Source organism: Aurantimonas sp. 22II-16-19i (assembly GCF_002088275.1).
Lineage (GTDB): Bacteria > Pseudomonadota > Alphaproteobacteria > Rhizobiales > Rhizobiaceae > Jiella.
In genome coordinates, this window is record NZ_AQQS01000029.1 from 59,783 (window position 1) to 74,146 (window position 14,364).

13 protein-coding genes are annotated in these 14,364 nt (G+C 66.6%); 5 read left to right on the forward strand and 8 right to left on the reverse strand.

Going from position 1 to position 14,364, the window contains the following annotated elements; translation table 11 throughout:
• Nucleotides 1-160 precede the first annotated feature (160 nt).
• Complete coding sequence (locus ATO4_RS19790) at nucleotides 161-1,561, forward strand: DUF2254 domain-containing protein (protein ID WP_176223066.1); 1,401 nt, start codon at nucleotides 161-163, stop codon at nucleotides 1,559-1,561.
• Here the strand turns inward: ATO4_RS19790 and ATO4_RS27325 are convergent.
• The 7 genes from ATO4_RS27325 to ATO4_RS19820 all read right to left on the reverse strand — a co-directional run bounded on the left by ATO4_RS27325 (nucleotide 1,514) and on the right by ATO4_RS19820 (nucleotide 7,720).
• Nucleotides 1,514-2,089 (reverse strand): hypothetical protein, encoded by a 576-nt coding sequence (locus ATO4_RS27325; RefSeq protein ID WP_139802566.1) that lies wholly within the window; start codon nucleotides 2,087-2,089, stop codon nucleotides 1,514-1,516. The genes ATO4_RS19790 and ATO4_RS27325 overlap by 48 nt on opposite strands.
• Nucleotides 2,090-2,156: 67 nt before the next feature.
• Nucleotides 2,157-2,492 carry a zinc ribbon domain-containing protein YjdM gene (locus ATO4_RS19795; protein WP_083593276.1) on the reverse strand — a complete coding sequence of 112 codons (336 nt, stop codon included), beginning with the start codon at nucleotides 2,490-2,492 and terminating at the stop codon, nucleotides 2,157-2,159.
• A gap of 96 nt (nucleotides 2,493-2,588) precedes the next feature.
• A complete protein-coding gene (gene ruvB, locus ATO4_RS19800) occupies nucleotides 2,589-3,635 on the reverse strand; it encodes a Holliday junction branch migration DNA helicase RuvB (RefSeq protein ID WP_083593277.1) in 1,047 nt (348 codons plus the stop codon).
• A 20-nt stretch (nucleotides 3,636-3,655) separates the two neighbouring features.
• The gene (locus ATO4_RS19805) at nucleotides 3,656-4,780 is read right to left on the reverse strand and encodes an RNA ligase (RefSeq protein WP_176223067.1); all 1,125 of its coding nucleotides are present in this window, start codon (nucleotides 4,778-4,780) and stop codon (nucleotides 3,656-3,658) included.
• Nucleotides 4,781-5,104: 324 nt separating this feature from the next.
• Complete coding sequence (ruvA, locus tag ATO4_RS19810; protein WP_083593279.1) at nucleotides 5,105-5,725, reverse strand: Holliday junction branch migration protein RuvA; 621 nt, start codon at nucleotides 5,723-5,725, stop codon at nucleotides 5,105-5,107.
• A gap of 256 nt (nucleotides 5,726-5,981) precedes the next feature.
• A complete protein-coding gene (locus ATO4_RS19815) occupies nucleotides 5,982-6,404 on the reverse strand; it encodes a hypothetical protein (RefSeq protein ID WP_083593280.1) in 423 nt (140 codons plus the stop codon).
• 296 nt (nucleotides 6,405-6,700) lie between these two features.
• The gene (locus ATO4_RS19820; RefSeq protein ID WP_083593281.1) at nucleotides 6,701-7,720 is read right to left on the reverse strand and encodes an HEXXH motif-containing putative peptide modification protein; all 1,020 of its coding nucleotides are present in this window, start codon (nucleotides 7,718-7,720) and stop codon (nucleotides 6,701-6,703) included.
• 330 nt (nucleotides 7,721-8,050) lie between these two features.
• On the opposite strand from ATO4_RS19820, the gene ATO4_RS19825 reads away from it, so the two are divergent.
• The 4 genes from ATO4_RS19825 (at nucleotide 8,051) to lpdA (ending at nucleotide 13,389) form a co-directional block, all read left to right on the forward strand.
• Nucleotides 8,051-9,277: a 3-methyl-2-oxobutanoate dehydrogenase (2-methylpropanoyl-transferring) subunit alpha gene (locus ATO4_RS19825; protein WP_083593284.1), complete on the forward strand. Its 1,227-nt coding sequence runs from the start codon at nucleotides 8,051-8,053 to the stop codon at nucleotides 9,275-9,277.
• A gap of 298 nt (nucleotides 9,278-9,575) precedes the next feature.
• Nucleotides 9,576-10,589, forward strand: coding sequence for an alpha-ketoacid dehydrogenase subunit beta (locus tag ATO4_RS19835; RefSeq protein WP_083593286.1), 1,014 nt, complete (start codon nucleotides 9,576-9,578; stop codon nucleotides 10,587-10,589).
• Between the two features lie 2 nt (nucleotides 10,590-10,591).
• Nucleotides 10,592-11,995, forward strand: coding sequence for a dihydrolipoamide acetyltransferase family protein (locus ATO4_RS19840; RefSeq protein ID WP_083593288.1), 1,404 nt, complete (start codon nucleotides 10,592-10,594; stop codon nucleotides 11,993-11,995).
• Complete coding sequence (gene lpdA / locus ATO4_RS19845) at nucleotides 11,992-13,389, forward strand: dihydrolipoyl dehydrogenase (protein WP_083593290.1); 1,398 nt, start codon at nucleotides 11,992-11,994, stop codon at nucleotides 13,387-13,389. The genes ATO4_RS19840 and lpdA overlap by 4 nt, the downstream gene beginning before the upstream one ends.
• Before the next feature lie 170 nt (nucleotides 13,390-13,559).
• Here lpdA and ATO4_RS19850 read toward each other — a convergent pair whose 3' ends face one another.
• On the reverse strand, nucleotides 13,560-14,009 hold the full coding sequence (locus ATO4_RS19850; protein WP_083593292.1) for a hypothetical protein: 450 nt from the start codon (nucleotides 14,007-14,009) through the stop codon (nucleotides 13,560-13,562).
• Nucleotides 14,010-14,364 lie beyond the last annotated feature (355 nt).

Here is a 14,364-nt window from a genome sequence, read left to right on the forward strand (position 1 = left end):
GGGCCGGTTCTCCGGCCCGCTTTTCTATCGGCACATCCCGTCCGACTCGCTGCGGCCGGATGCCCTCCCCTCTGGCCTGATGCCGCGGCTCCCATAGATGCCGCCTTCCAGCCGGGGACTCGTGCCGCGGGCTCGATCCAGGGGCATTCGAAGGAAACCGATGCGCGCACTCGTCCTGCAGTATTACGAGCGGATCATCGCGAGTTACTGGTTCATCCCCTCGATCATGGCGATCGCCGCCGCGGTCCTCGCCTTCGTGCTGATCGAACTCGACAGCCTCGTGCCGAACGACGCGTTCGGGACCAGCCCCTTTCTCTATGCCACCCAGCCCGACGGAGCGCGGGCGATCCTCTCGGCCGTGGGCGGCTCGATGATCGGCGTTGCCGGCACGGTGTTCTCCGTCACCATGGCGGCGGTGGTCTTCGCCTCCGGCAGCTTCGGCCCTCGGCTCCTGACGAACTTCATGAACGACCGGGGCAACCAGATCACCCTCGGCGTCTTCGTCGCCACCTTCGTCTATACCATGCTGGTGCTGCGGGCGGTGCGCGACGGCGGCACCGACGACGGCTTCGGCCCGATGTTCGTGCCGAACCTGGCGATCTTCGGCGCGATCATCCTCGCCATCGTCTCGATCGGCGTCCTCATCTACTTCATCCACCACGTTCCCTCGAACATCCACATCTCCAACGTCGTCGCCGGAATCGGTCTCGGGCTGCTGAAGCGGATCGACCACGAATTTCCCACCGAGCCCACCCGCAGCAAGGAGGAGCACGAGAACATCCGCTGGCAGGTGCCGCCGTGTTTCCGCAGCGCGGAGGGTGGGCGCGCCGGCGACAGGGTCGATTGGGAGCGGTGCGGAGCCGGCGACGAGGAGGGCTCGCCGCCCTTCGGCGAGATCGCCTCGGACCGGGTCGGCTATCTGCAGATCGTCGATCGCGAATCCCTGATCGACGCGGCGAAATCGGCCGATGTCGTCGTCCGCCTCACCTGCAGTCCCGGCATCTTCGTCCATGAGGGGCGGACGCTGTTCCAGGTGTGGCCGGCCGAACGCTGCAGCGACGACATCGGTGACCGGCTGCTCGCCTCGATCGCGGCGGGCAACAGCCGCAGTCCGCGCCAGGACATCGAGTTCCTCTTCGACGAACTCGTGGAGATCGCCAGCCGGGCGCTCTCCCCCGGCGTCAACGACCCCTATACGGCGATCACCTGCCTGGACTGGCTGAAGGCTGCGATGGCCGCGATCGCCGGACGGGCTCCCGGCGATCCCTACATCGTCGACGGCGACGGCAAGCTGCGGGCGATCATCGAGGCGGGCGATTTCACCAGCTTCATCGAGATCGCCTTCGGCCACGTTCGCCAGTATGCCGCATCGGACATGATCGCCGGCGAGCATTTCCTGACCTGCCTGACCGAACTCCTGCCGGCCTGCCGGACGGAGGAGCAACGGCGGGCCGTGCATCTGCAGGCCACCCGGTTCCTCGATCTCGCCCGCGAGGCACTTTCGGGCGCGTCCCTAGCGACCATCGAGGCGGCTGCGTCCCGCATCCTCGACCGCGAGTAAGCTGGGAGCCCAGTACACCGACGTATCATTGAAAACAGCATACCCAAGGGTGCGCTGATTATGATAGAATTCAATAGTACCAGGGAACCGTTTGTTCATATCGAAAGATGTAAATGCGCGCGCGTCTCGCGTCGTAAATACCTGTAATATTGAGTCATTTCCTGAAAAATTGTGCGTAATGATTGCAGGACATATACCGTCATGACATGACGTTCTCGATTCGATCCAATATATTTTTATGAAACCATTAGAAGCCTCATATATTGAACCGACTTCATGTTCATCGAAATCCGTGTATTTTTCGCGGATCCTCTCCTGATCGACTGTCTTTTCGAACGGCAGCCTTGTCATGCCGGCCGATACATTCACGACTGATGCGAAGAAAAATACGAATAACAAAACGACTATATGAATAATATCCACGCTCGGCTCCGCATCGCAAGATCCGTCTTTGAGTGCCTCGATCGCCCACTTAATATTGGGACGGAAATCGCCCGATCGCAATGTCGCTCCGAACTCTCTCGTCATTTCCCTGTACTGCCGATCGGGGCAATACCTCGCTCGGGTGACCTTGCATGCTCTCGGTGAGCCATCCTCAGCTCTTGCGGACGAACTCCGACTTGAGCTTCATCGCGCCGACGCCGTCGATTTTGCAGTCGATGTCGTGGTCGCCCTCCACCAGGCGAATGTTCTTCACCTTGGTGCCGACCTTGACCACCTGCGACGTGCCCTTGATCTTCAGGTCCTTGATCACCGTGACGGTGTCGCCGTCGGAAAGGACGGCGCCATTGGCATCCCGGAACGCCTTGACGCCCCCTGCCTCTTCGGCGGATGGCGACCATTCGTGCCCGCATTCGGGACAGATCAGGAGGGCGCCGTCCGCATAGGCGTGCGGCGACTGGCATTGCGGGCAGCTCGGGATATCACTCATGACAGGAAACTCGCTGATTGGCTGGAACGGCGGCGCTCGAACCAGTGACGGCCGCCGGCGCATGGAAAGGCAACAGGCATGCGGCGACGGACCGCGTCAGTCCTCGCCGCCCTCCTCGAACAGCGTCGCCTGGGTCCCCTGATAGCTCGTGGGCACCGCCATTCCCAGATGCCGGAAGGCATGCTGGGTCAAAAGCCGGCCGCGCGGCGTGCGCTGGAGAAAGCCCTGCTGCAGCAGATACGGCTCGACGATGTCCTCGATGGCGTCGCGCGGCTCGGAAAGTGCCGCGGCGATGGTCTCGATGCCGACCGGGCCGCCGCCGAAATTGAGCGCGATCAGGTCGAGATAGCGCCGGTCGAGCTGGTCGAGGCCGAGGCTGTCGACCTCGAGGCGCGTCAGCGCCGCGTCGGCCGCGCGCCGGTCGACGGTCGCGGCGCCTTCGGCATGGGCGAAGTCGCGCACCCGCCGCAGCAGCCGTCCGGCGATGCGCGGCGTGCCCCGCGCGCGCCGGGCGATCTCCCTGGCGCCGTCCTCGCTCATCGGCAGGCCCATCAGCCGGGCACCCCTCGTCACGATGTGCTCCAGCTCGGCGACGGTGTAGAAGTTCAACCGCACCGGAATGCCGAAGCGGTCCCGCAGCGGCGTCGTCAAAAGGCCGATGCGCGTGGTGGCGGCGACCAGGGTGAATTTCGACAGGTCGATCTTCACCGATCGCGCCGCCGGCCCCTCGCCGATGATGAGGTCGAGCTGGAAATCTTCCATCGCCGGATAGAGGATCTCCTCCACCGCCGGCGAGAGCCGGTGGATCTCGTCGATGAACAGGACGTCGCGCTCTTCCAGATTGGTCAGGAGCGCCGCGAGGTCGCCGGCCTTGGCGATCACCGGTCCGGAGGTCGAGCGGAAGTTGACGCCGAGCTCCTTCGCCATGATCTGGGCGAGCGTCGTCTTGCCGAGCCCCGGCGGGCCGACGAAGAGCACGTGGTCGAGCGCCTCGCCGCGGGCCTTGGCCGCCTCGATGAACACCTTGAGATTGGCGCGCGCCGCGGCCTGCCCGACGAAATCGTCGAGCCGCTGCGGCCGCAGCGTCGCGTCGATGTCCTCGCCGCGCTTGTCGGCAGAGATCAGCCGGTCCGTCTCAGACAATCGCTTTCCTTCTCGAACGCTCAGCCATCCTGGATCTCGAAATCCTCGCCATCCCACGACATCGCGAACAGGTCCCGCACCGCGTCGATGCGCGTCTGGCTGTGTGTCGCCGACCGAAGGATGTCAAGGATGGCAGTCCGTGCGCCCTTCCCGTCGAGCGCCTTGAACGCGACCGGTCGCAGGCGCTTGTCCAGCGTCTCGTTGATGATTCTCGCCTGACTTCCGCGGTCCGCGCCGCGCAACGGCTCGAGCCGTTCGGCCACCTCCGCCTCGAGACGCGAGATCCCGGCCTGGATCCTGGCCTGGTAGAGAAGAAGCCGTTCGGCTGCCATGGGAGGGAGAAGCGGCACCACGTCGTCGACGGCGTCGTTCACCACACATTCGAGCGCATTCTTTTCGAGCGCCAGACCGGCGAGCGTCCTGTGCCGCAGCGCGTAATGTTGCGTCTTCAGCTTCAGCCGGTGGCCGTCATCGAAAGCGACGACATAGCCTTCGATGTCGGTCAGTCCGCGCACGCCGTTCAGGAACGCCTCGGTGGGACCGTCGACCGGATGACTGCCGACCACAGCCACGCCGAAATGGTCGGCCATCTCGTGCATCTGTTCGAAATCGGTGTAGGTACCCGTCAGGTTGTCGCGGATCGCCAGGAGCGTCAGCGCCGGTCTGTCGTAGCCGATGACGATCCGGTTGTCCGGCGAGGTGAACTCGAAGATTGCGGTCTTTCCCGCAGCCAGGCGATCACGTGCCAGAGCGCGCACACCCTCCGTCGCGTGCGATCCCGCATCGAGCGCCTGTGCCGTGATGCCCTTTCGGGTCATGAAGACAATGCCGCCATCCACGAGAGCCGGATGTATCATCGACCCGTCGAGCTTTTCCAGAACCCGGTGTGGCCGCGACCAGTCGATCTCCTCGACCCGTTCTCGTTCTCCGAGGTTGAAGAATTTGTGGAAGGGCCTAGCCATGAGCCGCCCGGACTTGTCGAACTTGAGGCCCCGGCATTCACGTCGCATCGCCGAATTGAAGGTCTCGTCGAGGTGATGCCCGTAGTCGATCGTATCATGCGTGGCATATCGCGAGACATAGATGCCGTTGTCACCCTCGATGTGCGGCAACACGTCGTCGATATGTTCTATGACCGGGAACAATTTCCCATCTCCATGAAAAAAAAGCCGCTTCGAAGAGCGGCTTGTGGACGATCGGGGGTGGATGAAATCACACACGCAGACGTCGACAAGCCTCCCGGCAACGAGAATTGCGATTGCCTGGACAGGTGATGACAGCGGCGCGCATGGGTTTCTCATAGCAGAACCGGCAGCCCCGCGACAGCCACGACGTCCTCGCCGCTCGTTCGAAATTGCCGGGCGCTACAGCATCGCACCAGCGAAGATCGGGGTCGATTCTCGGCAGGCACGCGGCGTCGATTCGAAGCGCTCGGCGTCCCTTGTGCGTCCTGTCGGTCGCACGGCCCTCTAGCGTGACAGCGCCTTCAGCCCCAGCCTGATCAGCGCTGTGCTACCGGCGTCCTCCCCGGCCTCCTTCAAGGCCGCTGCCACGGCGGTGGCCGCCTGATCGCGCGAATAGCCGAGATTGGTCAATGCCGATACGGCATCGGCCACCGGCGCCGAAGCGGTGCCGCCGCCGATGTCGCGCTTCAGGCCGAAGCTCTCCTCCGCGCCCGGGCCGGAAAAGGCCGGTGCGCGGTCCTTCAGCTCGGCGACGATGCGGGCGGCGACCTTCGGCCCAACGCCGGGCGCGCGCGCCACCATCGCCTTGTCCTGCAAGGCCACGGCATTGGCGAGATCGCCCGGCGGCAGCGTGCCGACGACGGCGAGCGCGACCTTGGCGCCGACGCCCTGCACGGTCTGGAGAAGACGGAACCAGTCCCGCTCCGCGGCGGTGGCAAAGCCGTAGAGCCGGATCATGTCTTCGCGAACGACGGTCTCGATGAAAAGGACGACCGCCTCGCCGGCACCACCGATCGCCGCCAGCGTCCGCGCTCCGCAATAGGCGACGTAGCCGACGCCGTGGACGTCGACGGTGACGTGATCCTCGCCGATCTCGTCGATGCTGCCCTTGAGTTTGCCGATCATCCGCGCCCACTGCCCCGGCGGGACGGTTGCCCCGCATGTCATCGACCGGGCGCGCGAGCGCCTGATGGGAACGGGCTAATCAACGCGTGAGAACATGTCAAGAACATGGTGTGGGCGGATCGGCCCTGCCTGCGCCCGAACCTGACGGTCGAGCACGCCGTCCGGTGTCATGATGAACCACGGGCCGGCTGCCGGCCCATGATTCGTCAAGCGATCGTCATGCGGAGAAATCTCGCGGCACCCCGCATGGATGCGCTCAGTTGCAGACCGTGACGCTGCCGACGCGGTAGCAGCTGCGGCCATAGCCGCGGCGCCGCCGGCGGCGGCGAGGCACGCCGCAGGCGCGCGGGTTGTTCCGCCGGAACCAGGGATCGCGGCAGTTGCGCCGGACGCGGCGGCGGCGGCGACGCGGCCGGTCGTAGCCGTGCCGATGGGAATATCCGGTATAGTGAGCCAGTTCCACGTCTTCGGCGGCATCGACGCCGTCGATCCGGTCGAGGAGGTCGTCCACCGGCGACGCCCCCGCCGCTGCTTGGGCCTCACCACCGAACGGCAGCGTCCCCACGGCCACGGCGCAGGCCGCAGCCCCGATGCCGAAGAGGACACGGCGACGAGCCGGATCGGGCTCCTTCGCCTCGTTGGCCGGGCCAGATGACCGCGATCTGTTGAACCACCACATGGGCATTCTCCGCTTCCACTGTCCCTTGCGTTTTTTCGGCGGCCTCGGCCTCGTGAGCCGGGGGATCTTCGTCCTCTGGCCGCCATGCACTGCGAATTCATCATAGTAGCACAGGATGGGCAGAACGGGAGGGGCAGACCGCGCCTTCGCGTGACCTAACGTAATATTTACCGTGGACGGCCGTAGGCCCCTTGTGGCGGTGGACTGCATCGGCGGCGCCGGCGGCGGACCGCGGCCCGCATTGCCGGGCAGCCGGCCGCGCCGCGAGATCGCCGGCGCGACTGCGCCAGCAACGGTCAGGCAGCGCGGACCACCGAGCCCAGCATCAGCTGGCGCGTCTCGCGCAGGACGGCGCGGCCCTCCTCGACGAAACGGGCGTCGTCGCCGAGCTCGTCGTTGCACTGGGCGAAGCGTCTCAAGGTCCGGCCGGAGAGTTCCTTCGCCCGCGCCAACTCCGCCCCGTCGAGCGCGCGCCGCTCGATCAACTGGCGCAGGACATGGTGCAGCCGGGCGGCGACGACGGCGGCATGAAACACCGCATCGACCGACGAGGCGTGAACGCCCTCGCCACCGGCGGTCCCGCCCGCCGCTCCCTCCCCCAGCAGCGAGTTGCCCTGCGACAGGCCGTAGAGCAGGGCATGGGTGCTTTCGACGACAAGTCCCTCGACGACCTCCAGCCCCTGTCCGTAGGCCGCCGGATTCATGAAGATCGCGCCCCAGATGTAGAAGGTGGAGGCTCCGGCAAAGCTCGGATTGCGGTCGCCAGCCGAACAGATGACGATCTGCGTGACCAGATTGCGCAGTTCGGCTGCAAGGTCGGGGAGGTGAAGATCGAGGCGCTCGAACGCCCTGACGATTTCCTGGCGCAGAGTCTCGGCGGCCTCGCTCTCAGGCATCCCGAGCGACAGGGGCCCCTGGGTGTTCGACTCGAAATATCGCGCATATCGGGCTCTTTGGCCGACATCGAGTTCGGCCCAGGTGGAGATCTGCACCGCCCTCGCCGGCTTCAGCCGGCCGGAGGCGGGTGGATTGCCGGCGATGTCGCGCTCCACCGTCCCGGAGAGCTCTTCCAGGAGCTGCACCGAAGCCGTGATGTCATCTCTCTCAACGGCTTCGAGTATCTCGAAGTAGCGGGCGAAATAGTCCGGCGATATCGGCTGCAGCTGGCGAACGGACTGGGCGACCGTCAGAGCCTTGTGCGACAGAATTCCCGCCTTGGAAACGGCCTTGGCGATGTCTTCCAGACTTTCGGCCAGCTTCTCGTGAATGTTCCGCGTCAGCCGCAAGGCCCCGTCGGGGTCCGGATAGATCATCATCGTGTTTCGCCCCTCCTGTCGCCGCCAGCGTTGTGTGTCGTTGCACTTGGTTCTTCCGTCTCAGGCGACAATCCGCTCGCCCGAAACGCGCTGGCCATCCGATCAAGGGCATCGAAGATCCTTGCATATCGACGAATTGGCAAGTGCAAACTTGATTGATCTTGCTGGATACCCAACCATTTTTCCGCCCCGGGGATGCATCGCGCAGCAATTCGTCGCACCTTGCCAGACGTGCCGGCAGCTTTTCGCGCCGCAGCGCGCGGAGCCCGAGGCTGTCCCTTTTGCGGTTGCGATCTATCTCATTGGACAAAGCGCTGGGGAGGGCTGAACATGACCGGGGAATTGCGGTTGCACGTTCCCGAACCCGAGGTCCGTCCGGGTGGGACACCGGACTTCTCGGGGGTGAAGATCGCCAGGGCCGGCTCGGTCCGCCGGCCGCCGGTCGACGTCGATCCGGCCGAAATCCGCGACCTCGCCTTCTCGATCGTCCGCGTCCTCAACCGCGCCGGCGAGGCCGTCGGCGAGTGGGCCGGCACGCTCGGCGAGGAGGAACTGCTCGACGGCCTGAAGGCAATGATGCGGGTGCGAGCCTTCGACCGGCGCATGCTGATGGCCCAGCGCCAGGGCAAGACCAGCTTCTACATGCAGTGCCTCGGGGAAGAAGCCATCGCCTGCGCCTTCCGCAAGGCGCTCGGCCCGGGCGACATGAACTTTCCCACCTATCGCCAGCAGGGCCTTCTCATCGCCGACGACTATCCCCTCGTCGACATGATGTGCCAGATCTATTCCAACCGCCGCGACCCCCTGAAGGGCCGGCAGCTGCCGGTCATGTACTCGTCGAAGCGCCACGGCTTCTTCTCGATCTCCGGCAATCTGGCGACGCAGTTCGTGCAGGGCGTCGGCTGGGCGATGGCCTCGGCGATCAGGGGCGGCGACAAGATCGCGGCCGCCTGGATCGGGGACGGGTCGACGGCGGAGAGCGACTTCCATTCCGGCATGGTCTTCGCCTCGACCTACAAGGCGCCGGTCGTTCTCAACGTCGTCAACAATCAATGGGCCATCTCGACGTTCCAGGGCATCGCCAAGGGCGGTTCGGGAACCTTCGCGGCACGCGGCCTCGGCTTCGGCATTCCCTCGCTGCGGGTCGACGGCAACGACTATCTGGCGGTGCATGCCGCAGCGAAATGGGCGGTCGAGCGGGCGCGCCGCAATCTCGGCCCGACGCTGATCGAGTGGGTCACCTACCGGGCCGCCGCCCATTCGACCTCCGACGATCCCTCCGCCTACCGGCCGAAGGAAGAGACCGACGCCTGGCCGCTCGGCGATCCGGTGAAGCGGCTGAAGAACCATCTGATCCTCACCGGCGCCTGGAGCGAGGAGCGCCACGTCCAGGCCGAGGCCGAGGTCGATGCGGAGATCCTCGCCGCCCAGAAGGAGGCCGAGAGCCACGGGACGCTGCATACCGGGCCGAAGCCCTCCGTCCGCGACATGTTCGAGGACGTCTACGAGGAGATGCCGCCGCATCTTCGGCGCCAGCGCCAGGAGGCGGGGTATTGACGATGGTCCAGTTTTCCTCGGGGCGCGGCTTTCTTGCGACGGCACACCGGCACGGGCGGCGCCGAGGCACCCCCCTCTGCCCTGCCGGGCATCTCCCCCTCAAGGCGGGAGATCGACCTCGCGCAAGCGCCTTCGCACCATTCGAGCGTCGAGGATTGCTGAAGCGCTGCAGGAACAGGATGAGCCGAAGAAGTGGCGTGATCTCCCCCCTCGAGGGGGAGATGTCCGGCAGGACAGAGGGGGGCGCCGAAGGGCTCGCCGCCTCGAGATTTCGGCGCTTCGACACGGGGGGTGTCCCATGCCCCGCATGACGATGATCGAGGCGATCCGCGACGCCCATGCCGTCAAGATGGCCGAGGACGAGACCGTCGTCGTCTATGGCGAGGACGTCGGCTATTTCGGCGGCGTCTTCCGTTGCACCGCAGGCTTGCAGGAGCGGTTCGGCAGGAACCGCTGCTTCGACGCGCCGATCAACGAGAGCGGCATCGTCGGCACGGCGATCGGCATGGCGGCCTTCGGCCTGCGGCCGGTCGTCGAGATGCAGTTCGCCGACTACGTCTATCCGGCCTACGACCAGATCGTCTCCGAGGCCGCCCGGCTCAGATACCGCTCTGCCGGCGACTTCACCTGCCCGCTGGTGGTGCGCATGCCGACCGGCGGCGGCATCTTCGGCGGCCAGACCCATTCCCAGTCCCCCGAGGCCCTGTTCACCCATGTCTCGGGGCTGAAGACCGTCGTTCCCTCCAATCCCTACGACGCCAAGGGCCTGCTGATCGCCGCCATCGAGGACAACGACCCGGTGATCTTCCTCGAACCCAAGCGCCTCTACAACGGCCCCTTCGACGGCGACCACGACAAGCCGGTGACACCCTGGTCGAAGCATCCGCTCGGCGAGGTGCCGGAGGGTCGCTACGTGGTGCCGCTCGGCAAGGGCGTCATCCGCCGCGAGGGCTCCGATCTGACCGTCCTCGCCTACGGGACCATGGTGCATGTGGCCGAGGCGGCGGCCGAGATAGTCGGCGTCGACGCCGAGATCGTCGACCTGCGCACCCTCGTTCCCCTCGACATGGAGCTGATCGAGACCTCGGTGAAGAAGACCGGTCGCTGCCTCGTCGTCCACGAGGCGACGCTGACCTCGGGCTTCGGCGCCGAGCTGGTGTCGGTCGTGGCGGACGCCTGCTTCTACCATCTGGAAGCCCCCATCGTGCGGGTCGCCGGCTGGGACACGCCTTATCCCCATGCGCAGGAATGGGACTATTTTCCAGGCCAGGCGCGGGTCGGCGGTGCGATGAAGCGGGTCATGGAGGGCTGAGCATGGGCACCTTCACCATCAAGCTCCCCGATGTCGGCGAAGGCGTCGCCGAGGCCGAACTCGTCGAGTGGCACGTCGCCGTCGGCGATCCGGTCAAGGAGGACATGACGCTCGCCGCGGTGATGACCGACAAGGCGACGGTCGACATCCCCTCGCCGGTCGACGGCACCGTCACCTGGCTCGCCGGTGCGGTGGGCGACACCCTCGCCGTCGGCTCGCCGCTGGTCCGGCTCGACGTCGCCGGGCCGGGGGGGGCCAGCGAGACAGGCGAGACGCCGGACGTTTCGGAGCCCGCGCCGAGTCCGACGAGCGAGTCGCCGCCATCAGGGCTGCCGATCTCCCCCCTTGTGGGGGAGATGCCCGGCAGGGCAGAGGGGGGCGCCGAAGGGCGCAAGCGGCCTGACTTCGACGCGCGGACACGCGGCGGCAGCGCACCCCCCTCTGGGCTGCCGCCCATCTCCCCCACAAGGGGGGAGATCAGGCCATCCGCCAGCGTGGCGCCAGCCTCCCATCCCGGGCGCAAGCCCGGCGAACGGCCCCTCGCCTCGCCGGCGGTGCGCCGCCGGGCGATGGAGGCCGGTGTCGACCTCAGGCGGGTGACCGGTTCCGGCCCCGCCGGCCGCATCACCCAGGAAGATCTCGCCGCCTTTCTCGACGCCGGCGCCGAGGCCCCGGCGGGACGCGGGCGAGCCGCCGACAGCTCCGTCACCGACGTCAGGATTTCGGGGCTGCGGCGGCGCATCGCCCAGAAGATGGAAACCGCCAACCGGCGGATCGCGTCGATCACCTATGTCGACGAGATCGACATGGAGGGCGTCGAGAGCCTGCGCGCGGCGATGAACAAGGACCGCCGCGAAGACCGGCCGAAGCTCACCCTCCTGCCCTTCCTGATGAAGGCGATCGTCATCGCGGTGCGCGGACAGCCGGCGATGAACGCGCTCTATGACGACGAGGCCGGTGTCCTGCATCAGCATGGCGGCGTCCATATCGGCATCGCGGCGCAGACCGGCGGCGGGCTGATGGTGCCGGTCGCCCGCCACTGCGAGGCCCGCGACGTGTGGAACTGCGCCGCCGAGGTGGCCCGGCTGTCGGATGCCGCGCGAACCGGCTCTGTCAAGCGCGAGGAATTGTCCGGCTCGACCATCACCATCACCTCGCTCGGAGCCCTCGGCGGCATCGCCACGACGCCGATCATCAACCATCCGGAGGTGGCCATCGTCGGGGTCAACAAGATGGAAATCCGTCCCGTCTGGGACGGCGCCCAGTTCCGGCCGCGCAAGCGCATGAACCTTTCCTCCAGCTTCGACCACCGGGTGATCGACGGCCATGACGCCGCGGTTTTCGTGCAGCGGATCAAGCAGCTTCTGGAGAACCCGGCGATGATCTTCATCGAGGATGCGGCATGAACGAGATCGCCTGCCAGTTCCTCGTCATCGGCGCCGGGCCCGCCGGCTACGTCGCGGCGATCCGGGCCGGCCAGCTCGGCCTCGACACGGTGGTGGTCGATTCCGCCAAGCCCGGCGGCACCTGCCTCAACATCGGCTGCATTCCCTCGAAAGCCCTGATCCATGCGGCGGACGAGTATTTTCTTCTCAAAGAGGCCGCCGAAGGCCGAGCGCTTCCCGGCCTCACCGCCGGCACGCCGGGGCTCGACTGGGCTGAGGTCGTCGCCTGGAAGGACGGCATCGTCAACCGCCTCAACAACGGCGTCACCGGCCTCTTCAAGAAGAGCCGCGTCAAGCTGGTCGAGGGCCGGGCGCGGTTTGTCGACGGCAAGACGGTGATCGTCACCAGCGAGACCGGCGAGCAGCGGATCAGCGCCGAGACGGTGGTCATCGCCACCGGCTCGGAACCGATCGAGCTGAAATCGCTGCCCTTCGGCGGCAAGGTGATCTCCTCGGCCGAGGCGCTGTCGCTTCGGACCCCGCCCGCGCGCCTCGCGGTCGTCGGCGGCGGCTATATCGGCGTCGAGCTCGGCACCGCCTTCGCCAAGGCCGGCTCGAGGGTGACCATCGTCGAGGCGTCAGTCGAGATCCTGCCGCTCTACGACGCCGACCTCGTCAAGCCGGTGCGGCGGCGTCTGGAGGCGCTCGGCGTCGAAGTGATGACCGGCGCCAAGGCGCAGGGGCTGGCCGGCGAGGACGGCGACCTCCTGATCGAGACGGAAGCGGGCGAGGAGCAGCGCATCGCCTGCGACAGCGTCCTCGTTACCGTCGGCCGCCGCCCCGTCACCGAAGGCTGGGGCCGCGAGGAGCTGGTGCTCGACATGGACGGGCCGTTCATCCGCACCGACGAGACCCGGCGCACCGCCATGCGCGGCGTCTACGCCATCGGCGACGTCTGCGGCGAGCCGATGCTGGCCCACAAGGCGATGGCGGAAGGCGAGATGGTCGCCGAGATCGCGGCCGGCCACCGGCGCGTCTTCGACCACCGGGCGATCCCGGCGGTCTGCTTCACCGACCCCGAGATCGTCAGCGTCGGCCTGTCGCCGGCCGAGGCGAAGGCCGCCGGCATTGCGACGAGCGTCGGCCGGTTTCCCTTCACCGCCAGCGGCCGGGCGATGTCGCTGCGCCGCGAGGACGGCTTCGTGCGCGTCGTCGCCCGGGCCGACAACCACCTCGTCCTCGGCGTCCAGGCGGTCGGCGCCGGGATCAGCGAACTTTCCGCCGCCTTCTGTCTGGCCATCGAGATGGGCGCGTGCCTCGAAGACCTCGCCGGTACGATCCACGCCCATCCGACCCTGTCCGAGAGCTTCCAGGAAGCCGCACTCGGCGCCCTCGGCAGGGCGCTGCATGTCTAGAGCGGGATGAGATCGGCTTCGATCTCATCCCGCTATTCTCTTTTGCCGCATGATCTCGTCCGAAAACCGGTTCCCACTTTTCGGGATCATGCTTCTGGTGCCGCATGATCTTTCTCCGAAAACCGGTTCCCACTTTTCGGGATCATGCTCCAGACCCTCGGCGCAGCCCCTCAGGACACCGGCGCCGAACGACGCGGCTTGGCGTCCGGCTTCTTGCCGGTGTCGACGGGGATCTGGGGCACGCCGTCGGGCTCGAGCACGATGTTGACCGGGTTCGGCGTATGGTCGAGCGCCGCGCCGGTGACCGCGTCGACGCCGATGCCGACCACCCCGCCGAGGAGGATGTTGCCGGCCATGCCCGCCGCGCCGCCGCCCGAGACCTCCGTCGACACCTGCACCGTCTCGGTCTGGTAGCCGGGCTTGCTGGCGATCACCGTGAACGCGTCCTTGCGCGGCACCTTGATGACGCAGGCGGTCTGGCACTGATGGCCGTTGGAGGTGCGGATGTCGGTGCCTTCCGGCTGGGCGTTGATGGCGACGTCCTCGGACGTGCCACGGGTGATGGAGCCGCAACCGGACAGGAGCCCGGCGGCAAGGACGACGAGGCAGAGACGAATCATGTGTTTCCCCAACTGTAAGGGAAGCCAATGGACCCGCGCGCAGCAGTTGTGTCAATATGGCATGAATGTGGCCGGGCTGACGCAGCGGCCAGCGGGGTCGTCCTTCCATCCGCTGCGTTCTGGTCTCGCGGTTTTTTCGCGGGCATGGCCGTTCTCTCGTCCGCTCCCCTCCTCCTCTTCGCCCCTCCATCATGGGGCATGGATCATCGTTCCCGCGCCGCGTCGCGGCCGGGGGATGGGTCCTGCTTGTCCCGGACCCTCTTTCGAGCGCCCTTCGTCTCGCCGCCCCTCGTGCCTTTGGCACTCGGGCGGCGGTGCGCCGGAGGAAAGCCCTCCGAGGTAGTTTCTCGTATTC